The organism is Serratia sp. CY44782 (genome assembly GCF_052168715.1).
Classification (GTDB): domain Bacteria; phylum Pseudomonadota; class Gammaproteobacteria; order Enterobacterales; family Enterobacteriaceae; genus Serratia; species Serratia nevei.
The window spans coordinates 254,474-280,583 of the sequence record NZ_JBJNME010000004.1 but is presented as its reverse complement, the minus strand read 5'-3'; the positions used below and the strand labels follow the sequence as shown (position 1 = coordinate 280,583).

The 26,110-nt window shown below is 60.2% G+C and carries 27 protein-coding genes and 1 riboswitch; of the genes, 24 read left to right on the top strand and 3 right to left on the bottom strand.

Going from position 1 to position 26,110, the window contains the following annotated elements:
- The first annotated feature begins 5 nt into the window (after nt 1–5).
- The 7 genes from lnt to ACJ8HT_RS09570 all read left to right on the top strand — a co-directional run bounded on the left by lnt (nt 6) and on the right by ACJ8HT_RS09570 (nt 7,070).
- Nucleotides 6–1,535 carry an apolipoprotein N-acyltransferase gene (gene lnt / locus ACJ8HT_RS09600; protein ID WP_197652258.1) on the top strand — a complete coding sequence of 510 codons (1,530 nt, stop codon included), beginning with the start codon at nt 6–8 and terminating at the stop codon, nt 1,533–1,535.
- A 392-nt stretch (nt 1,536–1,927) separates the two neighbouring features.
- Complete coding sequence (locus tag ACJ8HT_RS09595) at nt 1,928–2,824, top strand: amino acid ABC transporter substrate-binding protein (RefSeq protein ID WP_038877465.1); 897 nt, start codon at nt 1,928–1,930, stop codon at nt 2,822–2,824.
- Nucleotides 2,825–3,036: 212 nt separating this feature from the next.
- Nucleotides 3,037–3,777, top strand: a complete 741-nt coding sequence (locus tag ACJ8HT_RS09590; RefSeq protein ID WP_019454074.1) for an amino acid ABC transporter permease — start codon at nt 3,037–3,039, stop codon at nt 3,775–3,777.
- Nucleotides 3,777–4,451 (top strand): glutamate/aspartate ABC transporter permease GltK, encoded by a 675-nt coding sequence (gltK, locus tag ACJ8HT_RS09585; RefSeq protein WP_197652259.1) that lies wholly within the window; start codon nt 3,777–3,779, stop codon nt 4,449–4,451. Before ACJ8HT_RS09590 ends, gltK begins: the two co-directional genes overlap by 1 nt.
- Entirely contained in the window at nt 4,451–5,176 is a 726-nt protein-coding gene (locus ACJ8HT_RS09580) for an amino acid ABC transporter ATP-binding protein (protein WP_019454076.1), read from the top strand. The genes gltK and ACJ8HT_RS09580 overlap by 1 nt, the downstream gene beginning before the upstream one ends.
- A 115-nt stretch (nt 5,177–5,291) precedes the next feature.
- Entirely contained in the window at nt 5,292–6,224 is a 933-nt protein-coding gene (rihA, locus tag ACJ8HT_RS09575) for a pyrimidine-specific ribonucleoside hydrolase RihA (protein ID WP_048232918.1), read from the top strand.
- Nucleotides 6,225–6,371: 147 nt separating this feature from the next.
- Nucleotides 6,372–7,070, top strand: a complete 699-nt coding sequence (locus tag ACJ8HT_RS09570) for an FMN-dependent NADH-azoreductase (protein ID WP_197652260.1) — start codon at nt 6,372–6,374, stop codon at nt 7,068–7,070.
- A gap of 40 nt (nt 7,071–7,110) precedes the next feature.
- Here the strand turns inward: ACJ8HT_RS09570 and ACJ8HT_RS09565 are convergent, their stop codons facing one another.
- Complete coding sequence (locus ACJ8HT_RS09565; protein WP_025301844.1) at nt 7,111–7,593, bottom strand: zinc ribbon-containing protein; 483 nt, start codon at nt 7,591–7,593, stop codon at nt 7,111–7,113.
- Between the two features lie 285 nt (nt 7,594–7,878).
- Here ACJ8HT_RS09565 and leuS point away from each other — a divergent pair, with 285 nt between their 5' ends.
- The 13 genes from leuS (at nt 7,879) to lipA (ending at nt 21,377) form a co-directional block, all read left to right on the top strand.
- The gene (gene leuS, locus ACJ8HT_RS09560) at nt 7,879–10,461 is read left to right on the top strand and encodes a leucine--tRNA ligase (protein WP_197652261.1); all 2,583 of its coding nucleotides are present in this window, start codon (nt 7,879–7,881) and stop codon (nt 10,459–10,461) included.
- 14 nt (nt 10,462–10,475) lie between these two features.
- Complete coding sequence (gene lptE, locus ACJ8HT_RS09555; RefSeq protein ID WP_038877452.1) at nt 10,476–11,036, top strand: LPS assembly lipoprotein LptE; 561 nt, start codon at nt 10,476–10,478, stop codon at nt 11,034–11,036.
- Entirely contained in the window at nt 11,033–12,067 is a 1,035-nt protein-coding gene (holA, locus tag ACJ8HT_RS09550; RefSeq protein WP_055316089.1) for a DNA polymerase III subunit delta, read from the top strand. Before lptE ends, holA begins: the two co-directional genes overlap by 4 nt.
- Nucleotides 12,057–12,719 carry a nicotinate-nucleotide adenylyltransferase gene (gene nadD, locus ACJ8HT_RS09545; protein ID WP_015376938.1) on the top strand — a complete coding sequence of 221 codons (663 nt, stop codon included), beginning with the start codon at nt 12,057–12,059 and terminating at the stop codon, nt 12,717–12,719. Before holA ends, nadD begins: the two co-directional genes overlap by 11 nt.
- 194 nt (nt 12,720–12,913) lie before the next feature.
- On the top strand, nt 12,914–13,231 hold the full coding sequence (gene rsfS / locus ACJ8HT_RS09540) for a ribosome silencing factor (protein WP_016928774.1): 318 nt from the start codon (nt 12,914–12,916) through the stop codon (nt 13,229–13,231).
- A 3-nt stretch (nt 13,232–13,234) separates the two neighbouring features.
- Nucleotides 13,235–13,705, top strand: coding sequence for a 23S rRNA (pseudouridine(1915)-N(3))-methyltransferase RlmH (gene rlmH / locus ACJ8HT_RS09535; RefSeq protein ID WP_004940002.1), 471 nt, complete (start codon nt 13,235–13,237; stop codon nt 13,703–13,705).
- Nucleotides 13,706–13,743: 38 nt separating this feature from the next.
- On the top strand, nt 13,744–15,639 hold the full coding sequence (gene mrdA, locus ACJ8HT_RS09530; RefSeq protein ID WP_038877446.1) for a peptidoglycan DD-transpeptidase MrdA: 1,896 nt from the start codon (nt 13,744–13,746) through the stop codon (nt 15,637–15,639).
- Between the two features lie 8 nt (nt 15,640–15,647).
- Nucleotides 15,648–16,760, top strand: a complete 1,113-nt coding sequence (gene mrdB, locus ACJ8HT_RS09525) for a peptidoglycan glycosyltransferase MrdB (RefSeq protein ID WP_004940006.1) — start codon at nt 15,648–15,650, stop codon at nt 16,758–16,760.
- 10 nt (nt 16,761–16,770) lie between these two features.
- Nucleotides 16,771–17,853, top strand: a complete 1,083-nt coding sequence (rlpA, locus tag ACJ8HT_RS09520; protein ID WP_197652262.1) for an endolytic peptidoglycan transglycosylase RlpA — start codon at nt 16,771–16,773, stop codon at nt 17,851–17,853.
- A 180-nt stretch (nt 17,854–18,033) separates the two neighbouring features.
- The gene (gene dacA, locus ACJ8HT_RS09515) at nt 18,034–19,245 is read left to right on the top strand and encodes a D-alanyl-D-alanine carboxypeptidase DacA (RefSeq protein WP_004940010.1); all 1,212 of its coding nucleotides are present in this window, start codon (nt 18,034–18,036) and stop codon (nt 19,243–19,245) included.
- A 104-nt stretch (nt 19,246–19,349) separates the two neighbouring features.
- Nucleotides 19,350–19,616 (top strand): DUF493 family protein YbeD, encoded by a 267-nt coding sequence (ybeD, locus tag ACJ8HT_RS09510; protein WP_004940012.1) that lies wholly within the window; start codon nt 19,350–19,352, stop codon nt 19,614–19,616.
- Between the two features lie 134 nt (nt 19,617–19,750).
- Complete coding sequence (gene lipB, locus ACJ8HT_RS09505; RefSeq protein ID WP_049199992.1) at nt 19,751–20,419, top strand: lipoyl(octanoyl) transferase LipB; 669 nt, start codon at nt 19,751–19,753, stop codon at nt 20,417–20,419.
- The gene (gene lipA / locus ACJ8HT_RS09500) at nt 20,412–21,377 is read left to right on the top strand and encodes a lipoyl synthase (RefSeq protein ID WP_025301835.1); all 966 of its coding nucleotides are present in this window, start codon (nt 20,412–20,414) and stop codon (nt 21,375–21,377) included. Before lipB ends, lipA begins: the two co-directional genes overlap by 8 nt.
- 93 nt (nt 21,378–21,470) lie before the next feature.
- Here the strand turns inward: lipA and tatA are convergent, their stop codons facing one another.
- Nucleotides 21,471–21,686 carry a Sec-independent protein translocase subunit TatA gene (gene tatA / locus ACJ8HT_RS09495; protein ID WP_060440524.1) on the bottom strand — a complete coding sequence of 72 codons (216 nt, stop codon included), beginning with the start codon at nt 21,684–21,686 and terminating at the stop codon, nt 21,471–21,473.
- Nucleotides 21,687–21,904: 218 nt separating this feature from the next.
- Between tatA and ACJ8HT_RS09490 the strand changes: the two genes are divergently transcribed.
- Nucleotides 21,905–22,972, top strand: a complete 1,068-nt coding sequence (locus ACJ8HT_RS09490) for a diguanylate cyclase (RefSeq protein ID WP_197652263.1) — start codon at nt 21,905–21,907, stop codon at nt 22,970–22,972.
- Between the two features lies 1 nt (nt 22,973).
- On the opposite strand, the gene ACJ8HT_RS09485 is transcribed toward ACJ8HT_RS09490, so the two are convergent.
- The gene (locus ACJ8HT_RS09485; RefSeq protein ID WP_197652264.1) at nt 22,974–23,402 is read right to left on the bottom strand and encodes a GNAT family N-acetyltransferase; all 429 of its coding nucleotides are present in this window, start codon (nt 23,400–23,402) and stop codon (nt 22,974–22,976) included.
- Between the two features lie 82 nt (nt 23,403–23,484).
- Nucleotides 23,485–23,547: riboswitch (Fluoride riboswitch) on the top strand.
- 79 nt (nt 23,548–23,626) lie between these two features.
- Here ACJ8HT_RS09485 and crcB point away from each other — a divergent pair.
- The 3 genes from crcB to ACJ8HT_RS09470 all read left to right on the top strand — a co-directional run bounded on the left by crcB (nt 23,627) and on the right by ACJ8HT_RS09470 (nt 26,093).
- Nucleotides 23,627–24,010, top strand: a complete 384-nt coding sequence (gene crcB / locus ACJ8HT_RS09480) for a fluoride efflux transporter CrcB (RefSeq protein WP_004940022.1) — start codon at nt 23,627–23,629, stop codon at nt 24,008–24,010.
- Between the two features lie 289 nt (nt 24,011–24,299).
- Nucleotides 24,300–24,896, top strand: a complete 597-nt coding sequence (locus ACJ8HT_RS09475) for a TetR/AcrR family transcriptional regulator (RefSeq protein WP_049273649.1) — start codon at nt 24,300–24,302, stop codon at nt 24,894–24,896.
- A gap of 6 nt (nt 24,897–24,902) precedes the next feature.
- Nucleotides 24,903–26,093: a multidrug effflux MFS transporter gene (locus tag ACJ8HT_RS09470; RefSeq protein ID WP_060440526.1), complete on the top strand. Its 1,191-nt coding sequence runs from the start codon at nt 24,903–24,905 to the stop codon at nt 26,091–26,093.
- Nucleotides 26,094–26,110: the final 17 nt, after the last annotated feature.

Genomic DNA, 26,110 nt, shown 5'->3' with positions numbered 1-26,110 from the left:
CCAACATGGCTAAAGCCTCATTACTTGAACGCCAGCGGGTTCGCGCCCTGCTGGCGCTGTTGTCAGGTGCCGGCGGGACGCTGGCGTTCTCGCCCTACGACTTCTGGCCCGCGGCCATCGTCTCCCTGTTCGGCCTGCTGACCGTTACCCTCAATCGCACCACCAAACAGTCTGCCCTGCTCGGCTTTGTCTGGGGCTTCGGGCTGTTCGGCAGCGGCATCAACTGGGTGTATGTCAGCATCGCCGATTTCGGCGGCATGCCTTTCGCCGTCAACGTCTTCCTGGTGGTGCTGCTCGCCGCTTACCTGTCGCTGTATACCGGGCTGTTCGCCGGGCTGCTGACGCGCCTGTGGCCGGCCACCCGCTGGTGGCGGCTGGCCATCGCCGCGCCGGCGCTGTGGCAGGTGACCGAATTCCTGCGCGGCTGGGTGCTGACCGGCTTCCCGTGGCTGCAGTTCGGCTACAGTCAGATCAACGGCCCGCTGAAGGGCATCGCGCCGCTGTTGGGCGTCGACGCCATCACCTTTGTGCTGATGGCCATCGCTGGCCTGTTGGTGTACGCCGTCAATCAGCGCCGCCTGTCGGCTGCGGTCATCGCTGCCGCGCTGCTGCTGTTGCCGTGGCCGCTGCGCCAGCTGCAGTGGTTTACTCCGCAGCCGGAAAAAGCGGTGAACGTCGCCATGGTGCAAGGCAACATCGCCCAGTCGATGAAATGGGATCCGAAAGCGCTGGTCAGCACGCTGCAAACCTATCTGGACGAAACCCGTCCGTACGTGGGGAAGGCGCCGATCGTCATCTGGCCGGAGTCCGCCATCCCGGATTATGAAGCCAACCAGAACGGCTTCCTGACCATGATGGACGATCTGATGCGGGCGAAGAACAGCAGCCTGATCACCGGCATCGTCGACGTGCGCGCCACGCCACAGGGCCAGCAGATCTACAACAGCGCCATCGTGCTCGGCGAACCGACGCCGTACAGCTACCCAGCCAAGGATCGCTACAATAAGCACCACCTGGTGCCGTTCGGCGAGTTCGTGCCGCTGGAAACCCTGCTGCGGCCGCTGGCGCCGTTCTTCGATCTGCCGATGTCCTCCTTCAGCCGCGGCGACTACGTGCAGCCGCAGCTCAGCGTGCGCGGGTACAATCTGACGGCGGCCATCTGCTACGAAATCGTGTTGGGCCAGCAGGTGCGCGATAACTTCCGCCCGGACACCAACTTCCTGCTGACCATTTCCAACGATGCCTGGTTCGGCCACTCCATTGGCCCGTGGCAGCACTTTCAGATGGCGCGCATGCGGGCGCTGGAGCTCGGCCGACCGTTGCTGCGCAGCACCAATAACGGCGTTACCGCCGCGGTGGATGCGAACGGCGAGGTGATCGCCGAGATCCCGCAGTTTACCCGTCAGGTGCTCGAAGTGAAGGTCACACCGACCACCGGCGTCACGCCTTACGCGCGCTTCGGCGCCACGCCGCTGTGGGTGATAACCCTGCTGCTGGGCGGCTGGGCGCTGATGTTGGGCCTGCGCCGCAAATAGTCCTTCTCGCCGGGGCGCGCCCGCCGCGCCCCGCGTTCCCGTCACTATCCCCTCCTTGGTCAGAAAACGCCGTTAAATCAACGCGGCTGGCACACTCCTTGCTTTAACTATGGTGACAGCGCGCGCCGATTTACTTTTGCTGACGTTTTGTCGCACCTGCGCACATTTTGGGTGCATTGAGCGCACCACGCAGGGGCGTTAGGGTTTCGTTGCATTGATTTGGTGCGCGCGGCGTCTCAAAAAATGAAACATTTTAGTTTCAAGGTATTCACAATCGGTTATTTTTTAACGGCTATCCGTTCTAAGACTATCTTTATAACTTGAGCAATAAATAGTCGATTTAACCTGACGCTCTTTAGTCAGAGCCACCACAACAGCAAAGGAGTTGGACCATGCAAATGCGTAAATTGGCGTTATCGTTACTGCTGCTCGGTATGGCAGGTAGCGTGGCGCATGCGGAAGACCTGTCCGGTACGCTGAAGAAAATCAAAGACAACGGCGTGATCGTTGTCGGCCACCGCGAATCGTCAGTGCCCTTTTCCTACTACGACAACCAACAAAAAGTTGTGGGCTACTCTCAGGACTACTCCAACCAAATCGTTGAAGCTGTTAAGAAAAAGCTTAATGCGCCGAATCTGCAGGTGAAAATGCTGCCGATTACCTCGCAGAACCGCATCCCGCTGCTGCAAAACGGCACCTATGACTTCGAGTGCGGCTCCACCACCAATAACCTCGAGCGCCAAAAACAGGCCGCCTTCTCCGACACCATTTTCGTGGTCGGCACCCGTCTGCTGGTGAAAAAAGGCTCCGACATCAAAGACTTTAAAGACCTGGCCGGCAAACCGGTGGTGGTCACCTCCGGCACCACCTCCGAAGTGCTGCTGAACAAGCTGAACGACAGCGACAAAATGAACATGCGCATCATCAGCGCCAAAGACCACGGTGACTCCTTCCGCACCCTGGAAAGCGGGCGCGCCGTGGCCTTCATGATGGATGACGCCCTGCTGGCGGGCGAGCGCGCCAAGGCCAAGAAGCCGGATCAGTGGGAAATCATCGGCACGCCGCAGTCGAAAGAGGCCTACGGCTGCATGCTGCGCAAAGACGATCCTGAATTCAAAAAGCTGGTTGATGACACCATCGCTCAGGCGCAAACCTCCGGCGAAGCGGCCAAGTGGTTTGACAAATGGTTCAAACAGCCTATTCCGCCGAAAAACCTCAACATGAACTTCGAACTGTCGGACGACATGAAGCAGTTGTTCAAAGAGCCTAACGACAAAGCGTTGAACTAAATAGAACAAGAGCCGGGGCGGCCGCAGGCCAAACCGGCCCAGTTGATGACTGGGACAGACAGGTATGAGGGGGGCCGTTCCCCTCCCTCATTTTCCCCAACGCGCATCACCGATCTCCGCACACAACAAGCCAGCCAGACTGGCCGCACGGCGATCGGCGCTCATCAAGTCATCAATCTTCGGCGCCCTGCGCCCGTTTACCGGAGTTTGTTATGTCAATAGATTGGAACTGGGGTATCTTCCTGCAGCAGGCCCCGTTTGGGAACACCACTTACCTCGGCTGGATTTGGTCCGGCTTTCAGGTCACGGTGGCCCTCTCCGTCTGTGCATGGATTATCGCTTTCTTCGTCGGTTCGCTGTTCGGTATCTTGCGTACCGTGCCCAACCGCTTTCTTTCCGCCCTCGGCACCTGTTACGTCGAACTGTTCCGCAACGTGCCGCTGATCGTGCAATTCTTTACCTGGTATCTGGTGATCCCCGAGCTGCTGCCGGCCAATATCGGCACCTGGTTTAAAAGCGAGTTGGATCCCAACGTGCAGTTCTTCGTCTCCTCCATGCTCTGCCTGGGGCTGTTTACCGCCGCCCGCGTATGCGAGCAGGTGCGCGCCGCCATTCAGTCCCTGCCGCGCGGCCAGAAAGCCGCCGGGCTGGCGATGGGCCTGACGCTGCCGCAAACCTACCGCTACGTGCTGCTGCCGAACGCCTACCGGGTGATCGTGCCGCCGATGACCTCGGAAATGCTTAACCTGGTCAAAAACTCCGCCATCGCCTCCACCATCGGGCTGGTGGACATGGCCGCGCAGGCCGGCAAGCTGTTGGATTACTCCGCACACGCCTATGAATCCTTTACCGCCATCACGCTGGCTTATATCGGCATCAACGCCGTTATCATGCTGTTTATGCGTCTGGTCGAAAAGAAAGTGCAGTTGCCTGGCAACCTGGGGAGTAAATAATGTACGAATTTGACTGGGCGTCGATCGTCCCAAGCTTCCCTTATTTGCTGCAGGGCATGGTGATCACGCTGAAGATCACCGTGACCGCCATCGTGGTCGGCATTCTGTGGGGCACCGTGCTGGCGGTGATGCGTCTGTCGCCGTTCAAACCGATCAGCTGGTTCGCCACCCTGTACGTCAACCTGTTCCGCTCGGTGCCGCTGGTGATGGTGCTGCTATGGTTCTATCTGGTGGTTCCAAGCTTATTACAACAGGTTCTAGGGTTATCGCCGAAAACCGATATTCGCCTGATCTCGGCTATGGTAGCCTTTTCCCTGTTTGAAGCGGCCTATTACTCGGAAATCATCCGCGCCGGCATTATCAGCATCTCGCGCGGCCAATCCTCCGCCGCGCTGGCGCTGGGCATGACCCATTGGCAATCCATGCGGCTGGTGATCCTGCCGCAGGCATTCCGCGCCATGGTGCCGCTGCTGCTGACCCAGGGCATCGTACTGTTCCAGGATACCTCGCTGGTTTACGTACTGAGCCTGGCCGACTTCTTCCGCACCGCGTCGACCATCGGCGAACGCGACGGCACCCAGGTTGAAATGATCCTGTTCGCCGGCTTTGTCTATTTTGTTATCAGCCTCGCCGTCTCGGCGCTGGTAAGCTATTTGAAGAAAAGGACTGTTTGATGATATCCCTGAAAAATGTTTCTAAGTGGTACGGTCACTTTCAGGTGTTGACCGATTGCACCACCGAAGTGAAAAAAGGCGAAGTGGTCGTCGTCTGCGGTCCTTCAGGTTCCGGCAAGTCCACCCTGATCAAAACCGTCAACGGTCTCGAGCCAATTCAGCAGGGCGACATCCTGGTGAACGGCACGCCGGTCAACGACAAGAAAACCAACCTGGCGCAGCTGCGTGCCAAGGTCGGCATGGTGTTCCAACACTTCGAGCTGTTCCCGCACCTGTCTATCATCGACAACCTGACGCTGGCGCAGGTGAAAGTGCTCAAGCGCGACAAGACCGCCTCGCGCGAGAAGGGCCTGAAGCTGCTGGAACGCGTCGGCCTCTCCGCCCATGCCAACAAGTTCCCCGGTCAGCTGTCCGGCGGCCAGCAGCAGCGCGTCGCCATCGCCCGCGCGCTGTGCATGGATCCTATCGCCATGCTGTTCGATGAACCGACTTCGGCGCTCGATCCGGAAATGATCAACGAAGTGCTGGACGTGATGGTCGAACTGGCGAACGAAGGCATGACCATGATGGTGGTGACCCACGAAATGGGCTTCGCCCGTAAGGTGGCGAATCGGGTAATCTTTATGGACGAAGGCAAAATCGTCGAAGACCGCAACAAAGACGATTTCTTCAACAACCCCGAGTCCGAGCGCGCCAAGGACTTCCTGGCCAAGATCCTGCACTAAATACGCCATCCATGCGCCCCGTCAGGGGCGCATCCTCTCTCCCGGCACTAAAAGCGCTTGTTTCTCCCCGGTTTTGATCCGATGCTCGCTGGATAACAAACAGAGGAGAAAGAACATGCCCCGCCCTATTATCATCGATTGCGATCCCGGCCTCGACGACGCCATCGCGCTGGCTATGGCGCTGCGTTCGCCGGAGCTGGACGTCAAAGCCATCACCACCTCCGCCGGCAACCAGACGCCGGAGAAAACCCTGCATAACGCGCTGGGCCTGTTGACCCTGATGCAGCGCGAGGACATTCCGGTCGCCGCCGGCGCCGGCGGCCCGCTAATGCGCGAACTGGTGATCGCCGACTATGTTCACGGCAAAACTGGCATGGGCAATACCCACCTGCCGACGCCGACCATCAAACCCGATCCCCGCGGCGCCGTCGAGCTGATCGCCGACCTGCTGCGCGCCAGCCCGCAGCCAATGACCCTGGTGGTGACCGGCCCAATGACCAACATCGCCCTGCTGCTGGCCCAGCATGCCGAGCTGAAAAGCCGCATCGAGCGCATCGTATTTATGGGCGGCGGCATGAACGCCGGCAATACCACGCCGGTCGCGGAGTTCAACATCTTCGTCGATCCCGAAGCCGCCGAAATGGTGCTGAAATCCGGCGTGCCGCTGACCATGGCCGGGCTGAACGTCACCCATCAGGCTCTGGTGTTGCCGCAGGATATCGAGCGCATTCGCCAGATAGACAATCCGGTCGCGCAGGCGGTCGCGGAGATGCTCGATTTTTACCTGCCGCTGTACCTCAGCCATCCGCGCGGCCTGCCCGGCGCGGCGATGCACGATCCCTGCACCATCGCCTGGCTGCTGGCGCCGCAGCTGTTTACCGGCGTAGAGCGCTGGGTGGGGGTGGAAACCAAAGGGGAATACACCGTCGGCATGACGGTGGTTGACTATTTCCAGCAAACCGGCAACGCGGCCAACGTGGAAGTGCTGACCGGCATCAACCGCGAAGGCTTTATCGATCTGCTGGCCGAGCGCGTAGCGCGTTATTGATCCCATCGGGGGCGCTCGCGCCCCTCATTCAAGTTTTTTGATTTAACTCAGCGAATTTTTGCGCTATCACTGTTCCTGGCTTGCCTCTACCATGCGTTTACACCGACTGACATCGTTACCGATTAGACTTCGCCTGGAGATAAGCCAATGAGCCGCGTACTGGTCCTGAAATCAAGCATTCTGGGTGAATATTCCCAGTCTGGAAAATTAGTCGATTTTTTTGTTGAACAATGGCGTGAAACTCACCCTGAAGACACATTCACCGTGCGCGATTTGGCCAACCCGACCCTGCCGGAGCTGGATGGCGAAGTGATGGCCGGTTTTACCGCCGGCGACAAGCCGCTGACGCCGCACCAGCAAAGCACCCTGGCGCTGTCCGATGAGCTGATTGCCGAACTGAAGTCGCACGACACGCTGATCATCAGCGCCCCAATGTACAACTTCAACATCCCGACGCAGCTGAAGATCTACTTCGATCTGATCGCCCGCGCCGGCCAGACGTTCCGCTATACCTCCGCCGGCGCCGAAGGGCTGGTGACGGGCAAGAAAGCGATCGTCATCTCCAGCCGCGGCGGCATCCACGCCGACACGCCGACGGATCTGATCACGCCGTACGTGAAGCTGTTCCTGGGCTTTATCGGCATCACCGACGTTGAGTTCGTGCTGGCGGAAGGCTTCGCCTACGGCCCGGAAGCGGCAGAGAAAGCCGCCCAGGACAGCCGCATCGCGATCGCGCAGAAAATCCCGGCCGGCATCGCCGTAGCGGCCAGCGCACCGGCGCAAGCCGCCCCGGCAGCCGTCAGCGGCGGTTTCCTGAGCAACCTGCTGAAGAAACTGTTCCGTTAAATGCCGGCCTTAGCGTTCCCCGCCGCAGCGGGGAACATCATCAAGGTTCAAACGGCCGGCGCTGGAACTGGTCGTGACCGCATTTCGGGCAGAGCGGCAACACCTCCGGCGTATAGAACGCCAGGTGGTAGTGGCACTGCTCACACACCAGATTGCCCAGCCCCACCACTTCACCGCTGTGGTAAACGCCGTGGTGGCTGACATCCTTGAACACTTCGCGCCACTCCAGCTGGGTTTTGTCGGTGATATCCGCCAGCTCTTGCCACAGGCTCTCTTTGATCACCCGCATAAACACACTGTCGGTAAACTCATCCCGGCTTTCCTGATAGCTGCGGGCGAACTCTTCCAGATCGCGCCGCACCGCCTGCGTCACCTGCCGCACCTCGTCGCGGGTCAGATCTTCGGCCTCGTTCAACCGCCGCTCGGCGCTGGCCACCAGTTCGTCGATATCGCGTTCACCGTTTTTCAGGCGTTCGGTCAGCGATGCCACCAATTCGCGGTAATACTGAGCAACCTTGTTCATAGACTCTCCTCGATAAACGCTGCGCCGGACTTGGCTGTAGGGATACCCCTAAGCTACTTGTTCTTATTTTAGCCGTAAATGACTGATGTCACTTGGCAAGACGCGGGATCCGCAGGTTGTGAGTCGCGTCATGGCGGCGTTTTTTTTAAATGCGCCGAGTCAGGCGCTTGGAGTTGTTGCCGGGAGGTCTTATCAGCTATGCTATGCGGATCTACGAATACTAAATGTTCATTGCGTTGCCTCTGACCGGGGCAACGGTTTACACCTACAGGACCACCGGCCGCCATGCAAGAGCAATACCGTCCAGAAGACATAGAATCGAACGTACAGCTTCACTGGCAAGAGAAGCAGACTTTCAAAGTTACCGAAGACGACAGCAAGGAAAAGTACTACTGCCTATCCATGCTGCCTTACCCGTCCGGCCGACTGCACATGGGCCACGTTCGTAACTACACTATCGGCGACGTGATCTCGCGCTATCAGCGCATGCTGGGCAAAAACGTACTGCAGCCGATCGGCTGGGATGCGTTCGGCCTGCCGGCGGAAGGCGCGGCGGTGAAAAACAACACCGCACCGGCCCCGTGGACCTACGACAACATCGAATACATGAAGAACCAGCTGAAACTGCTGGGCTTCGGCTACGACTGGGATCGCGAAATCGCCACCTGCCAGCCGGAATACTACCGCTGGGAACAGTGGTTCTTCACCAAGCTGTATGAAAAAGGCCTGGTCTACAAGAAGACCTCGGCGGTGAACTGGTGCCCGCACGATCTGACCGTGCTGGCCAACGAACAGGTTATCGACGGCTGCTGTTGGCGCTGCGACACCAAGGTCGAGCGTAAAGAGATCCCGCAGTGGTTCATCAAAATCACCGCCTACGCCGACCAGCTGCTGAACGATCTGGACACGCTTGAAAGCTGGCCAGAGCAGGTGAAAACCATGCAGCGCAACTGGATTGGCCGCTCCGAAGGCGTGGAAATCACCTTCAACGTGGCGGACAGCGAAGAGAAGCTGACGGTTTACACTACCCGTCCCGACACCTTCATGGGCGCCACCTACGTGGCGGTCGCCGCGGGCCACCCGCTGGCGCAACAGGGCGCGCGCAATAACCCGGCGCTGACCGACTTCATCGAAGAATGCCGCAATACCAAAGTTGCCGAAGCCGAAATGGCGACGATGGAGAAGAAAGGCATGCCGACCGGCCTGTTCGTTGTCCATCCGCTGAGCGGCGAGAAGCTGCCGGTGTGGGTCGCCAACTTCGTGCTGATGGAATACGGCACCGGCGCCGTGATGGCGGTACCGGCGCACGACCAGCGCGACTGGGAATTCGCCACCAAATACGATTTGCCGATCAAACCGGTGATCCTGAACCTCGACGGCAGCCAGCCTGACGTGAGCGCCGAAGCGATGACCGACAAAGGCGCGCTGTTCAACTCCGGCGAATTCGACGGCCTGGACAATGAAGCGGGCTTCAACGCCATCGCCGACAAACTGGTCGCCAAAGGCGTGGGCCAGCGCAAGGTCAACTACCGTCTGCGCGACTGGGGCGTCTCCCGTCAGCGTTACTGGGGCGCACCAATCCCGATGGTGACGCTGGAAGACGGCACCGTGATGCCGACGCCGGAAGATCAGCTGCCGGTGATCCTGCCGGAAGACGTGGTCATGGACGGCATTACCAGCCCGATCAAGGCCGATCCTGAGTGGGCGAAGACCACCGTCGACGGCCAGCCGGCGCTGCGTGAAACCGACACCTTCGACACCTTTATGGAGTCTTCCTGGTACTACGCGCGCTACACCTGCCCGCAGTATGACCAGGGTATGCTGGATCCGGCCGCCGCCAACTACTGGCTGCCGGTCGATCAATATATCGGCGGTATCGAACACGCCATCATGCACCTGATGTACTTCCGCTTCTTCCACAAGCTGATGCGCGATGCAGGCCTGGTGGATTCCGACGAGCCGGCCAAGCGCCTGCTGTGTCAGGGTATGGTGCTGGCCGACGCCTTCTACTACACCGGCAACAGCGGCGAGCGCGTCTGGGTATCTCCGGTTGACGCCACCGTCGAGCGCGACGACAAGGGCCGCATCATCAAGGCCACCGATCCGCAAGGCCGTGAACTGGTCTATGCTGGCATGAGCAAAATGTCGAAGTCGAAAAACAACGGCATCGACCCGCAGGAGATGGTGGAAAAATACGGCGCGGACACCGTGCGTCTGTTCATGATGTTCGCTTCGCCGGCAGAAATGACGCTGGAGTGGCAGGAATCCGGCGTGGAAGGGGCTAACCGCTTCCTGAAACGCGTGTGGAAACTGGCCTACGATCACGTGGAAAAAGGCGCGGTACAGCCGCTCGACGTAGCGACGCTGAACGAAGATCAGAAAGCGCTGCGCCGCGATCTGCACAAGACCATCGCCAAGGTAACCGACGATATCGGCCGCCGCCAGACCTTCAACACCGCGATCGCCGCCGTGATGGAGCTGATGAACAAGCTGGCCCGCGCGCCGCAAGAGAGCGAGCAGGATCGCGCGCTGCTGCAAGAAGCGCTGCTGGCCGTGGTTCGCATGCTGTATCCGTTCACCCCGCACGTGTGCTTCACCCTGTGGCAGGCGCTGGGCGGCGAAGGCGACGTGGACACCGCGCCATGGCCAGTTGCCGACGAGCAGGCGATGGTCGAAGACTCCAAGCTGGTGGTGGTGCAGGTAAACGGCAAGGTTCGCGCTAAAATCACCGTATCTGCCGATGCGACCGAAGAGCAGGTGCGCGCGCGCGCTGCCGAAGAGCATCTGGTGGCTAAATATCTGGACGGCGTCACGATTCGCAAAGTGATCTACGTTCCGGGCAAACTGCTTAACCTGGTTGTGGGTTAACACAAGGAGGAGTTGTGCGACAACGTATTCTGACGCTGTTGCTGGGGTTGGCGGTGCTGGTCACCGCCGGCTGCGGTTTTCACCTGCGTGGCACCACGCAGGTGCCGAATGAAATGAAAACGCTGATCCTGGACAGTTCGGATCCTTACGGCCCGTTGACGCGCGCGGTGCGTGAGCAGCTGCGTCTGAATGATGTGACTATCGTCAGCGATCCGAAACGTAAAGACGTGCCTTCCCTGCGTATCGTCGGCGCGACGGAAAGCCAGGATACCGCTTCGATCTTCCAGGACGGTAAAACCGCCGAGTACCAGCTGGTGCTGACCGTGCAGGCGCAGGTGCTGATCCCGGGCCATGACCTGTATCCGCTGTCGGTGAAAGTGTTCCGTTCCTTCTTCGACAACCCGCTGACCGCGCTGGCCAAGGACTCCGAACAGGAGATCATTCGCCAGGAAATGCGTGAGCAGGCGGCGCAACAGCTGGTGCGCAAACTGCTGACCGTGCATGCGGCGGAAGAAGAGAACCGGCAGAAAGCCGCTGCCGCCGGCGAACGAGCGGCAAGCCAAACCGCACAATGATCCGCATTTATCCGGAACAACTTGCCGCGCAGCTCCGAGAGGGGCTGCGCGCTTGTTATTTATTGAGCGGCAATGAACCGCTGCTGCTGCAGGAAAGCCAGGATTTGCTCCGGCAGGCCGCGCAACAACAGCAGTTCAGTGAGCACTACAGCATTTCCCTCGACGCCCATACCGACTGGGACGCCATCTTCGGCATCTGCCAGGCGATGAGCCTGTTCGCCAGCCGCCAGACGCTGCTGCTGATCTTCCCGGAAAACGGCCCGACGGCGCCGATCGGCGAACAGCTGACCAAACTCGCCACGCTGCTGCACGAGGATATTCTGCTGATCCTGCGCGGCCCGCGCCTCACCAAAGCGCAGGAAAACAGCGCCTGGTTCAAGGCGCTCAGCCCGCACGGTGCCCTCGTCAGTTGCCAGACGCCGGAACAGGCGCAGCTGCCGCGCTGGGTCGCCACGCGCGCCAAGGCGATGAAGCTGGAGCTGGACGACGCCGCCAATCAGCTGCTGTGCTACTGCTACGAAGGCAACCTGCTGGCGCTGTCGCAGGCGCTGGAGCGGCTGTCGCTGCTGCACCCGGACGGCAAACTCACGCTGCCGCGCGTCGAGCAGGCGGTGAACGACGCCGCCCACTTCACGCCGTTCCACTGGCTGGATGCCCTGCTGGCCGGCAAGAGCAAGCGCGCCTGGCATATTTTGCAACAGCTGCAGCAAGAGGACGTGGAGCCGGTGATCCTGCTGCGCACTCTGCAGCGCGAACTGCTGCTGCTGCTGACGCTGCAGCGCCGCATGGCTTCCGCGCCGCTGCGCACGCTGTTCGATCAGCACAAGGTTTGGCAGAACCGCCGCCCGCTGGTAACCCAGGCACTGCAACGCCTATCCGGCCCCCAGCTACAGCAGGCGGTACAGCTGCTGACGCAAATCGAACTGACTCTCAAGCAGGATTATGGCCAGTCGGTCTGGCCGGAACTGGAAACCCTGTCGATGCTGCTGTGCGGCAAACCCTTGGCCACGAGTTTTAGCGATGCCCACTAATCCGGAACACCCCACCGTTTTGCACGCGCTGTTCGGCGGCACCTTTGACCCGATCCACTACGGCCACCTGCGGCCGGTCGAAGCGTTGGCCGCCGAAGTGGGCCTGAATCGCGTCACGCTGCTGCCTAACCACGTGCCGCCGCACCGCCCGCAGCCGGAGGCCAATGCGCAGCAGCGCCTGAAAATGGTCGAGCTGGCGATCGCCGGCAATCCGCTGTTTGCGGTCGACGATCGCGAACTGCACCGCACCACTCCCTCCTACACCATCGAGACGTTGGAAACGATTCGTAAAGAGCGTGGTGCCGCCCAGCCGCTGGCGTTTATTATTGGCCAGGACTCGCTGTTGACGCTGCATAAGTGGCATCGCTGGCAGGCGCTGTTGGACGTCTGCCATCTGCTGGTGCTGGCGCGCCCGGGCTATAACGATCGCATGGACACGCCGGAGCTGCAGCAGTGGCTGGAACGCCATCGCACCGCCGACCCGGCGCTGCTCAGCCGTCGCCCACACGGCCATATCTATTTGGCCGATACGCCGGAGCTGGAAATTTCCGCCACCGAGATTCGCCAGCGCCGCCATCAGGGCCTCAACTGCGACGACCTGCTGCCACGCCCGGTGCAGCGCTACATCGAGTTGCAGGGTTTATATCGCTAGCGAAAGGTGCGTGATATACTGCGCCGCTATTTTTCAGGTATCCGCTGAAAACCCCGGAAACCTTAGCTGGCCGGGCAGTCACCAGTTAGCTGGCTTTCAGCGGCAGCCTGCCGAAACCATTATCCGGTTACGCCGCGGCGCGCGCATTTTGCCCGCCGCAGCCGACTGAACAGAACACACCCGAGGGGGAACCTTTGCAAGGTAAAGCGCTCCAAGATTTCGTCATCGATAAAATCGATGACCTGAAAGGCCAAGACATTATCGCTCTGGACGTCCAGGGCAAATCCAGCATCACCGATTGCATGATCATCTGCACCGGCACCTCGACTCGCCACGTGATGTCGATCGCCAGCCACGTGGTGCAGGAATCCCGTGCTGCAGGCATGGAGCTGTACGGCATGAAAGGCCAGGAAGCCTCCGACTGGATCGTGGTCGATCTGGGCGAAGTGATCGTGCACGTGATGCAGGAAGAGAGCCGTCGCCTGTACGAGCTGGAAAAACTCTGGAGCTAAGCGGTGAAACTGCAATTGGTGGCGGTCGGCACCAAAATGCCAGACTGGGTGCAAACCGGCTTTATGGATTACCTGCACCGCTTTCCCAAAGATATGCCGTTTGAGCTGACCGAGATCCCGGCGGGCAAACGCGGCAAAAACGCCGACATCAAGCGCATTCTGGACAAAGAAGGCGAACAGATGCTGGCGGCGGTGGGCAAAGGCAACCGCATCGTTACGCTGGATATCCCAGGCACGCCGTGGGAAACGCCGCAGCTGGCGCAGCAGCTTGAGCGCTGGAAGCAGGATGGCCGTAACGTCAGCTTGCTGATCGGCGGCCCGGAAGGGTTGGCGCCCGCCTGCAAAGCCGCTGCCGAGCAGAGCTGGTCACTTTCTCCGTTGACATTGCCGCATCCTTTGGTGCGCGTCCTGGTGGCCGAAAGCCTCTACCGCGCCTGGAGTATTACTACAAATCATCCTTACCACCGGGAATAGCCGGTGGTGACCGTGACAGAGTGAAATAAAGCAGCGGGATGAAAATAGAACGTAACCCTTTTCGCGACTATACGGCTGAATCCGCCCTGTTTGTACGCCGCGCCCTGGTGGCGTTCCTGGTCATCCTGGTGCTGTCCGGCATCCTGATCGCCAACCTGTATAATCTGCAAGTGGTCCGCGTCGAGGATTACCGCACCCGCTCCAACGAAAACCGCATCAAGCTGGTGCCTATCGCGCCCAGCCGCGGCATTATCTACGATCGCAACGGCACCCCGCTGGCGCTCAACCGCACCATTTATCAGCTGGAGCTGATGCCGGAGAAGGTTGACGATCTCAAGGCCACGCTGCAGGCGCTGCGCACGGTGGTCGACCTGACCGACGACGACATCACCAATTTCGAAAAAGAACGCAAGCGTTCGCGCCGTTTCGTCTCTATTCCGGTGAAAACCGCGCTGACCGAAGTGCAGGTCGCCCGCTTTGCGGTCAATCAGTTCCGCTTCCCCGGCGTGGAAGTGAAAGGCTACCAGCGCCGCTACTACCCTTACGGTTCCGCCCTCACCCACGTCACCGGCTACGTGTCGAAAATCAACGACCGCGACGTCGAACGCCTGGACAAAGACGGCAAGCTGGCCAACTACGCCGCGACCCACGACATTGGCAAGCTGGGCATCGAACGCTATTACGAAGACACGCTGCACGGCAAAACCGGCTACGAAGAGGTCGAGGTCAACAACCGCGGCCGGGTGATCCGCCAATTGCACGAGCAGCCGCCTTCCGCCGGTCAGGACGTCTACCTGACGCTCGATCTCAACCTGCAGCGCTATATCGAGCAGTTGCTGGTAGGCAGCCGCGCCGCGGTGGTGGTGAGCGATCCGCGCACCGGCGCCATTCTGGCGATGGTGTCCAACCCGAGTTACGATCCGAACCTGTTCGTGGACGGCATTTCCAGCAAGGACTATCAGGGGCTGCTGAACGATCCGAATCGCCCACTGATCAACCGCGCCACGCAGGGGGTTTACCCGCCCGCGTCGACGGTGAAGCCTTATATCGCGGTGTCGGCGCTCAGCGCCGGGGTGATCACCAAAAACACCGTGGTGTTCGATCCCGGCTGGTGGCAACTGCCCGGCTCGGAAAAACGCTTCCGCGACTGGAAAAAATGGGGCCACGGCCGGCTGAACGTCACCAAGGCGCTGGAAGAGTCCGCAGATACCTACTTCTATCAGGTCGCCTATGACATGGGGATCGACCGGCTGTCGACCTGGCTGACCAAATTCGGTTACGGCCAGTACACCGGCATCGATCTGTCCGAAGAGCGCTCCGGCCTGATGCCGACGCGCGAATGGAAGCTGAAGCGCTATAAAAAGCCGTGGTATCAGGGCGACACCATTCCGGTGGGCATCGGCCAGGGTTACTGGACCGCCACGCCGATCCAGATGGCCAAGGCGCTGAACACCCTGATCAACGACGGCACCGTCAAAACGCCGCACCTGCTGCAGAGCACCCGCGTCAACGGCGCGCTGGTGCCGTTCAAACAGGAAGAAGACACGCAGATCGGCGATATTCACTCCGGCTTCTGGGAAATCGCCAAAGACGGCATGTACGGGGTGGCCAACCGTCCGAACGGGACGGCGCGCAAGTACTTTGCGGACGCCCCTTACAAAGCCGCGGCGAAATCGGGTACCGCACAGGTATTCGGCTACGAAACCTACAACGCCCACAAACTGGCGGAGCACCTGCGCGATCACAAGCTGATGACCGCCTTCGCGCCGTTCAACAACCCGACGGTGTCGGTCGCCATCATTTTGGAAAACGGCGGCTCCGGTCCGGCGGTGGGCACCATTACCCGCCAGATCCTCGACCATATTCTGCTGGGCGACAACAATACGCAATTGCCAAGCGAGGCCCCGCTGCCGCCTGGCGTAGAAGGTGACTAAGGTAGAACATGACTGAAAGCCAACAAAAAGGCTCGATCTGGACCAAAATCCACATCGACCCGACGTTCCTACTGCTGATCCTGGCCCTGCTGGTCTACAGCGCCTTCGTGATGTGGAGCGCCAGCGGCCAGGACATCGGCATGATGGAACGCAAGATCGGGCAGATCGTCATGGGGCTGATCGTGATGGCCGTCATGGCGCAAATCCCGCCGCGCGTGTACGAAAGCTGGGCGCCCTATCTGTATATCTTCTGCGTGATTTTGCTGATCCTGGTGGATGCCTTCGGGCAGATCAGTAAAGGCGCGCAGCGCTGGCTGGATCTCGGCGTGGTGCGCTTCCAGCCGTCGGAAATCGCCAAGATCGCCGTGCCGCTGATGGTGGCGCGCTTTATGAACCGCGATGTCTGCCCGCCTTCGCTGAAAAACACCGCCATCGCCCTGGTGCTGATCTTCCTGCCGACGCTGCTGGTGGCCGCGCAGCCGGATCTGGGCACCTCGATCCTGATCGCCGCCTCCGGCCTGTTCGTGCTGTTCCTGTCGGGCATGAGCTGGAAACTGATCGCCGTCGCCGCCGTCGCGCTGGCGGCCTTTATCCCGGTGCTGTGGTTCTTCCTGATGCACGGTTATCAACGCGACCGCGTAATGATGCTGCTCGATCCGGAAAGCGACCCGCTCGGCGCCGGCTACCATATCATTCAATCCAAGATTGCCATCGGCTCCGGCGGCCTGTCCGGCAAGGGCTGGCTGCACGGCACCCAGTCGCAGCTGGAGTTCCTGCCCGAGCGCCATACCGACTTTATCTTCGCCGTGTTGGCCGAAGAGCTGGGGCTGATCGGGGTATTGGTGCTGCTGGCGCTTTACCTGCTGGTGATCATTCGCGGGCTGATGATCGCCGCCAAGGCGCAAACCACCTTCGGCCGCGTGATGGTTGGCGGCTTGATGCTGATTTTGTTCGTTTATGTCTTTGTTAACATCGGTATGGTCAGTGGCATTTTGCCGGTAGTTGGCGTACCTTTGCCTCTGGTCAGTTACGGGGGTTCGGCGCTGATAGTGTTGATGGCCGGTTTCGGCATCATCATGTCGATCCACACGCATCGGAAAATGCTGTCTAAAAGTTTATAAGAGGTGAGTAATGCGTAAGGAATGGCTTTGGATCGGCGTCGCGGCGGTGTTGCTCTCCGCCTGTACCGCCCCGACCACGGAACAGCAGGCGCCACAGCAGCCGTACAACGGCCCGGTGGTGGAAATCGGTGGCGTCGAGCCTCAATATGAACCCTATAACCCTAATAACATGCAGGATTATAAGGTTAATGGCGATACTTACCGCATCGTAAAAGATCCGCAGAACTTCTCGCAGACCGGCCTGGCGGCCTGGTATGGTGAAGAAGCCAACGGCAACACCACCGCGCTGGGCGAGCAGTTCGATCCGAACGGCCTGACCGCGGCGCACCCGACCTTGCCGATCCCTAGCTATGTACGTGTCACCAACCTGGCCAACGGCCGTCAGTTGGTGGTGCGCGTCAACGATCGCGGGCCTTACACCAAGGGCCGCATCATCGATCTGTCGAAAGCCGCCGCCGATCGCCTCAACCTGTCCAACAACACCAAGGTCAAAGTCGATTTCATCAACGTGGCGCCGGACGGCACGCTGAGCGGCCCGGGCACCATCGGCACCATCGTGGCGAAACAGAGCTACGCCCTGCCGGCGCGCCCGGATCTCGGCTCCAGCGGCATGGGCACCCCGATCCAACAGGACGTGCCGGTCGCCAGCGGCGCGGCGGTGCGCCCGATCGATAACAGCACCCTGCGCACCGACGACAATAACACTCCAGCCGCCGGCGGCAACGCAACTGGCCGCAGCGGTTTCCTCGGCGCGCCAAGCGCCGTACCGGCCGGCGTGCTGGAAGGATCAGAACCTGAAGTCGCCGCCGTGGCCGCTCCGGTCGCGGCCGGTGCCACGGCTGCCAGCATGGCTGCCGCGTCTTCCTCCGGCGGCTACGTGGTGCAGGTCGGTGCGCTGAGCAGTGCCGAGCGCGCCCAGAGCTGGCAGCAAAGCCTGAGCCAGCAGTTTGGCGTGCCGGGCAAAGTGGCGGCTAACGGCAACGTTTATCGCGTCCAGCTCGGCCCGTTCAGCAGCCGTCAGCAGGCGGCCCAGCTGCAGCAACGCCTGGCCAGCGAAGCGCAACAACAGTCTTTCGTTACTGCTGCACCCTAAGCGTTAAGCCCGGCGGGCATTCGCGGCTGATAAGCGGTTATTTAGCTGAAACATTTTCTTGCAGCTAAAAGTTCTCTAACCGCAATTAGTCAGATGAATGGGTAATGCCTGCCGGGATCGCATCTGCTATAGTGTGGCTCGTTTTTTAACTTTACTTTCACGGATGTTGTAGTCCCGATCATGAAACAAGTAACTTCTTTTCGCTTAATCAAAAGCATCGCACTCGGCACCGTTATCGCAATGAGCGCAGCCTCCGTTGCACATGCCGATGACGTTAACATCAAAACCATGATCCCAGGTGTCCCGCAGATCGATGCGGAAGCGTACATCCTGATTGATTACAACTCCGGCAAGGTGCTGGCCGAGATGAACGCCGACGCGCGTCGCGATCCGGCCAGCCTGACCAAAATGATGACCAGCTACGTCATCGGCCAGGCGCTGAAAGCGGGCAAAATCGGCCAGGACGATCTGGTGACCGTCGGTCAGGACGCTTGGGCGACCGGCAACCCGGTGTTCAAAGGCTCCTCGCTGATGTTCCTGAAGCCGGGCGATCGCGTGCCGGTCTCCAAACTGACCCGCGGCATCAACCTGCAATCCGGTAACGACGCCTGCGTGGCGATGGCCGACTACGTCGCCGGCAGCCAGGACGCGTTCGTTAACCTGATGAACACCTACGTCAGCAAGCTGGGCCTGCAGAACACCCACTTCCAGACGGTACACGGCCTGGATGCCCAGGGCCAGTACAGCTCGGCGCGCGACATGGCGCTGATCGGCCAGGCGCTGATCCGCGACGTGCCGGAAGAGTACGCGATTTACAAAGAAAAAGAGTTCACCTTCAACAACATCCGCCAGATGAACCGCAACGGTCTGCTGTGGGATAACAGCCTGAACGTCGACGGCATCAAAACCGGCCACACCGATGCGGCGGGTTACAACCTGGTGGCTTCGGCGACCGAAGGCCAGATGCGTCTGATCTCCGCCGTGATGGGCGGCCGCACTTACAAAGGCCGCGAAGCCGAGAGCAAGAAACTGCTGACCTGGGGCTTCCGCTTCTTCGAAACCGTGGCGCCGCTGAAGGTCGGTAAAGAGTTCGCCTCCGAGCCGGTCTGGTTCGGCGATGCCGACCGCGTTGAGCTGGGCGTGGACAAAGACGTCTACCTGACCATCCCGCGCGGCCGCATGAAAGATCTGAAGGCCAGCTACGTGCTGAACACCCCTGAAATTCACGCGCCGCTGGCGAAAAACCAAGTGGTCGGCAGCATCAACTTCCAGCTGGACGGCAAAACCATCGACCAGCGTCCGCTGGTGGTGATGAACGAAGTGAAAGAAGGCGGTTTCTTCAGCCGCATCGTGGACTACATCAAACTGATGTTCCACCACTGGTTCGGTTAACGGTTGAATCGGGCGAAATTGCCCCCATATACTGAATAACATTAACTCCCGCCCCGGCGGGAGTTATAATTTATAGATTAGCTAGCACTCTGGAGCGCACGCACATGCAAAAAACTAAACTGAACGAACTGCTCGAATTCCCTTGCTCGTTTACCTACAAGGTGATGGGCCTGGCGCAGCCTGAGCTGGTTGACCAGGTAGTTGAAGTGGTGCAGCGCCATGCACCGGGCGATTACAACCCGCAGGTCAAGCCGAGCAGCAAAGGCAACTACCACTCCGTTTCCATCACCATCAACGCTACTCACATCGAGCAGGTCGAAACCCTGTACGAAGAGTTGGGCAACATTGAAATTGTTCGCATGGTGCTGTAATTCCAGCATAAACCCCTGCTTATCAACCCGGGATGGCGCAGCGTCTTCCCGGGTTGCGCATTTTTGGTCAGCGAAAGGCTGGTCGCAGGACGGAGCGCCCGGTATAATGGCTTTACCACTTCTGTAACCTGACGATGACTCTTTTGCAACCAGATAAGATCATTTTGCGTCAGCTGGGGTTGCAGCCCTACGCGCCTGTATCCCAAGCCATGCATAACTTCACCGACAGTCGTACCGAGACTACGCCGGACGAACTGTGGCTGGTGCAGCATCACCCGGTATTCACCCAGGGCCAGGCCGGCAAAGCCGAACACGTGCTGATGCCCGGCGATATCCCGGTGGTCCAGAGCGATCGCGGCGGCCAGGTGACCTACCACGGGCCGGGCCAGCAGGTGATGTATGTGATGGTCGATCTGAAACGCAACAAGGTCGGCGTACGCCAATTGGTCACGGCGATAGAAGATACGGTTATCAACACCCTCGCCCACTTCCGCCTCGAATCGCGCGCCCGTCCGGATGCGCCCGGCGTGTACGTAGGGGAGCAGAAAATCTGTTCGTTGGGTTTGCGGATCCGCAAAGGCAGCTCATTCCACGGCCTGGCCCTGAATGTGGCGATGGATCTCAGCCCCTTCCAACGCATCAACCCTTGCGGTTACGCCGGCATGCAAATGACGCAGGTCAGCGCGCTGGCACCCGGCGTTGGCATTGAAGACATACACCCAATCCTGGTACAGGAATTTGTTCATTTACTCGGCTACCAGACGGTCGAGCTTCGTAACTGGAACCTGCACGATTATGAGTAAACCAATTCAGATGGAACGCGGCGTCAAATACCGCGATGCTGACAAAATGGCGCTGATCCCGGTCAAAACGGTGGTCACCGAACGGCAGGAGCTGTTGCGTAAACCCGAGTGGATGAAGATCAAACTGCCTGCCGACTCAACGCGTATTCAGGGCATCAAAGCCGCCATGCGTAAGAACGGCCTGCACTCCGTCTGTGAGGAAGCCTCGTGCCCTAACCTGTCCGAGTGTTTCAACCACGGCACCGCCACCTTTATGATCCTCGGCGCCATCTGCACCCGTCGTTGCCCGTTCTGCGATGTGGCCCACGGCCGTCCGATCGCACCGGACGCCAACGAACCGGAAAAGCTGGCGCAAACCATCGCCGACATGGCGCTGCGTTACGTCGTGATCACCTCGGTTGACCGCGACGATCTGCGCGACGGCGGTGCTCAGCACTTTGCCGACTGCATCTCGGCCATCCGCGCCAAGAGCCCGAACATCAAGATTGAAACGCTGGTGCCGGACTTCCGCGGCCGTATGGATCGCGCGCTGGAGATCCTCACCGCCACGCCGCCGGATGTGTTCAACCACAACCTGGAAAACGTGCCGCGCGTTTACCGCCAGGTGCGCCCGGGCGCCAACTACGAGTGGTCGCTGAAGCTGCTGGAGCGCTTTAAAGAAGCGCATCCGGATATCCCGACCAAATCCGGCCTGATGGTCGGCCTGGGCGAAACCAACGCGGAAATCGTCGAAGTGATGCGCGATCTGCGCCGCCACGGCGTGACCATGCTGACGCTGGGCCAGTACCTGCAGCCGAGCCGCCACCACCTGCCGGTGCAGCGCTACGTCAGCCCGGCCGAGTTCGACGAGATGAAAGAAGAAGCGATGGCGATGGGCTTCACCCACGCCGCCTGCGGCCCGTTCGTGCGTTCGTCTTACCACGCCGATCTGCAGGCCAAAGGGATGGAAGTGAAATAACGCGTAATAGTTTGTTACGCTAAAGACGGCGGAAACGCCAAAAAACGGATGTCCGCAGGGCATCCGTTTTTTATTGCTCGCCCTCAGACGGGATTAAACGTCTTTCTTCTCGACGCTCTGCTGAGCGGACTGGCTCTCGGCGGTGTTGTTGCCGGCGGCCGGCGGCGTGCTGTCGTCGCCCACGGCTTTTTTAAAGCCTTTCAGCGCCGCGCCAAGATCGGCGCCGAGCGTGCGCAGTTTGCTGGTGCCGAACAGTAAAATCACCAACACCGCAATCACCAGAAGTTTGGTAATGCTGATACCTTCCATACTCACCTTCTTATCATAGAGCGCTGCGTGAACAGCGAGAAAAACTGACCTTGCCTGCGAATATTTAGCGACTTTCCCCCCACTCGCACAACCGCAACATGTAACAGAGTGAGATCCGTCGCAGGAATGTCACGCCGCCTCACGGCGTGAATCCCAGACTATTCTTAGTTTATCACCCGCATGATACGCTGCCGTGATACTTATCAGGGAGATGCCGGATGTATATTGCCCCACCCATTTTCGATGCCCGAAAATCCGGCCTCAGCTTCGCCAAACGCACCTATCTGCCCCGCGTCGCCGGTCTGGGGCTCGGCTTTATCTGCGTTTGCGCCGCACTCTATCCCTTGGCTCCGCCCACGGTGGTCTGGCTATTGCTGGCCTTTCACGGTTTTCTCTGGCCGCATCTCGCCTACCGCCTGGCCTGCCGCGCCAAAGATCCGTTTAAAGCCGAGATCCGCAACCTGCTGATCGACTCCGCCTTCGGCGGCTTCTGGGCGGCGATGATGGCGTTCAACGCGCTGCCGGCGATCGTCATCCTGTCGATGATGAGCATGAACAACATCGCTTCGGCCGGTAAAGCACTGTTTGCCAAAGGCTTGGCGATTCAATTGGCCACGGCGGCGCTGACCGGCGCGCTGCTCGGTTTCCCGTTCCACCCGCACAGCACGCCGCTGCAAATCTATCTGTGCCTGCCGATGATCTACCTTTACCCGACGCTGCTCGGCCTGGTGACCTACCGCACAGCCAAACGGCTGGCGGAAAAAAAACAGGAGCTGCAACGCATCAGCACCCGCGATGGGCTGACCGGCTTGTACAACCGCCGCCATTGGGAGCATCTGCTGCATCGTCAGTTCGACAGTTGCCGCCGCTACCAGGACAACGCCACGCTGATCCTGATGGATATCGATCGTTTTAAAACCATCAACGATACTTTCGGCCATGCGCTGGGGGATGAGGCCCTGGCGGCGCTGGCGGAAGAGCTGCTGATTGGCTTGCGCAACGTAGATATCGTCGGGCGCTACGGCGGCGACGAGTTTGGCGCGGTGCTGCCGAACACTAGCGCCGAACAGGCGGAAACCGTCCTGCAGCGCATCCAGCAGCGGCTGGACGCCGTTATCTTCAAAGAGGCGCCACAGCTGCGGCTGCAGATCAGCGCCGGCATCGCCAACTACCACCCCGCGCTGGGCGGTTATCTGGACTGGCTGAAAGCGGCCGACGGCGCGCTTTACCGGGCGAAGCAAAATGGCCGCAACCGGCTGGAAACGTCGGTGCCGACGGGCGACTAACTTACTGGTTTAATAACTTGGCAAAATACTTCGGCGCTTCGACAAAGCCTTCACGCCGGTAAAACGCATGCGCCCGCTCGCGGCGGCTGTGGCAATGGACTTCAAGCCGATCGCAGCCGCGCCGGTGCGCCAGCGCCTCGCCCTCCGCCAACAGCCTCCGCCCTACGCCCGCGCCGCGCGCCCGGTCGTCGACGCAAAAATAGCTGATGCGGCCAATGTCGCCGGCCAACGCCAGCTGCGGCAGAAAATGCAGCGACAGCACGCCCAGCACCCGCTCGCCCTCCATCGCCACCAGCAGCGCCTCGTCCGGATGCGCCAGCAGCTGGCGCATTCGCTGCGGCAGAAACGCCTCGGTGCCGGGATAATCCAACGCCGCCATTAATTCGGCGATAGCCTGACGATCGCTCAGGCGCGCCTTTCTGATTTCCATGGGGTGACCTCGCAGATTGTCGATACTACAAAATAGGCGGCGTTAGGTGTAACATCCACCGGGTACGGCAAAAAAGGCCGTGCGGCACGCTGGAGATGACATTCCTCCCTAACCGCCTTCACAGGCTGATGATGTCTACGTAACCTCTCGGAGAGAGGCGCGTAGCGTTACGTCTGTCCCTTTCCGAGTCCCGTGAATTTCTCTGATTGAAAGGTAGTTGCCCCATGTTGAGCTCTTTACTGGCCGTATTTATCGGCGGCGGCGTCGGCAGCGTTTTGCGCTGGGCGGTAAGCATGAAAATGAATCCGCTGAACGCCCATATTCCGCTCGGTACGCTGATGGTCAATCTGATCGGCGGTTTTATCATCGGCCTGGCGATGGCGATTTTCACCCGCATGACGCATCTGGACCCCACCTGGAAATTACTGATCACCACCGGGTTCTGCGGCGGCCTGACCACCTTCTCCACCTTTTCGCTGGAGGTGGTGTACCTGATGCAGGATGGCCGCTTCGGCTGGGCGCTGGCCAACATGCTGCTCAACCTGGCCGGCTCGCTGGCGATGACGCTGCTGGCTTTCATGCTGGTGATGTGGGTCAACGGGCGCTAAGCCCTTAATGTTTCCTTAATCTTGCATGCGCATAATCTCATCCAGTACTCCTGACTGGATGAGAAACCGCTATGTTTAGCCTGCCGAAAACCGCCGCCGAAGCGATTGCCGTTGCGCTGTGCGTGCTGATCGTCGCCGCCTTTATCAAATCCTACCTGTTCGCTTAAGCGCCTTTTCCCCACAGCACGCGTTCATCTTGCGCCTTTCCGGCCGATTGCACTACAATTGAGAATGAACGTTCACACCCAAAAATGTGAACCCGGCTCACGCGTAGCAAAGGATCGGGCAGATGCTCTCCCCCAACGACAGTAAACAGGCCAAGGTGCAAGCCCGCCGCGATCAGATCGTCGAAGCGGCGAAAACCAGCTTCCGCCGCCACGGCTTCCACGCCGCCAGCATGGCGGAAATCGCCCAGGGCTCGCAGCTCAGCGTCGGGCAAATCTATCGCTATTTCGCCAATAAAGACGCGATCATCGAGGAAATCGTCAACCGCATCATCGCCAGCAAGATGCAGCGGCTGGAAAACCTTGGCGATCACATCAACCTGATCGCCGGCACACTGGCAGCGCGCACGCTGTTTCAGCAGCCGGGCGAGAGCGAAACCGATCACATGCTGATGCTGGAAGTGACCGCCGAGGCCACGCGCAACCCGGTGGTAGCCAAAATGCTCAGCGATGCGGAAGCGCGGCTGTTTCGCCACGTGTGCCACAACCTGCAGCGGCTGTATCCCCATTTCAGTGCGGAAGAGATCGCCGCGCGGGTGGAGTTTATCGCCGTCATGAGCGAAGGCACCGGTTACCGCATCCTTACCACGCAAAAAGCCGATGCGTCCCTGCTGCGCGATCTGTATCAGCAGGCCATTTCTCACCTGTTCAGGAAACTCTAATCTCCCATGACCAAACACTTAGCCAGACAACGTCTGGTGTACGCCGTCGTGCTTGGCCTGTTGGCCGCGCTAGGGCCGCTGTGCACCGATCTCTATCTGCCCGCCCTGCCGGAAATGGCGGGCGAACTGAATACCTCCACCGCCGCCGCGCAGCTCAGCCTGACCGCCGGGCTGCTCGGCCTGGGCGTCGGCCAGCTGATTTTCGGCCCTTACAGCGACAAATTGGGCCGCATGCGTCCGCTGTTGCTGTCGCTGATCCTGCTGCTGGGCGCTTCGCTGTGGTGCGCGCTGGCGCCCACCATTGACCAGCTGCTGATCGCCCGCCTGCTGCAGGGCATCGCCGGCGCCGGCGGGGCGGTGATTTCCCGCGCCATTGCCCGCGATCTGTATGCCGGTCATGAGCTGACCCGCTTCTTCGCCCTGCTGATGCTGGTCAACGGCCTGGCGCCGATCGTCGCGCCGGTGCTGGGCGGCGTCATGCTGCAGGTGATGAACTGGCGCGGCATCTTCGGCGTGCTGGCGGCCATCGCCGTGCTGCTGTTCAGCCTGTCGGCGCTGAAGCTGCGCGAGTCCCTGCCGGCCGAGCGCCGCAGCCAGGGCGGCATTCTGGCGATGTTGATGTCGCTGGGCAGTCTGTTGACCCAACGCTATTTCATGGGCCTGTGCCTGACGCAGGGCTTCGTGATGGCCGGCATGTTCGCCTATATCGGCGCCTCGCCTTTCGTCTTGCAGCAGATCTACGGCCTCAGCCCGCAGATGTTCAGCCTGTGTTTCGCCATTAACGGCGTCGGGCTGATCATTGCGGCGCAGCTGGCCAGCCGCCTCAGTTCACGTTGGGGGGAGCGTCGGGTGTTGAAGAGCGGGCTGACGCTGGCGGCCGTCGCATCGCTGTTGCTGCTGTTGGCCGCCGCGCTGCATGCGCCGCTGGTGTTGTTGCTGGTGCCGCTGTTCTTTTCGGTGGCGGTGATCGGCATCGTCGGCCCGACCGCCTCTTCGCTGGCCATGCAAAGCCAGGGTGACAAAGCGGGCAGCGCGTCGGCCTTGATCGGCGTGTGCATGTTCGCGCTCGGTGCCTGCGCCGTGCCGCTCACCGGGCTGGGCGGCACGTCCAGCCTGTCGATGGCGCTGACCATCGTCGGCTGCTACGCCGTTGCCATCCTGCTGTTCAGCCTGTTAGGCCGCCGCAGCGAGGCATAACGCACCCAATAAAAAAC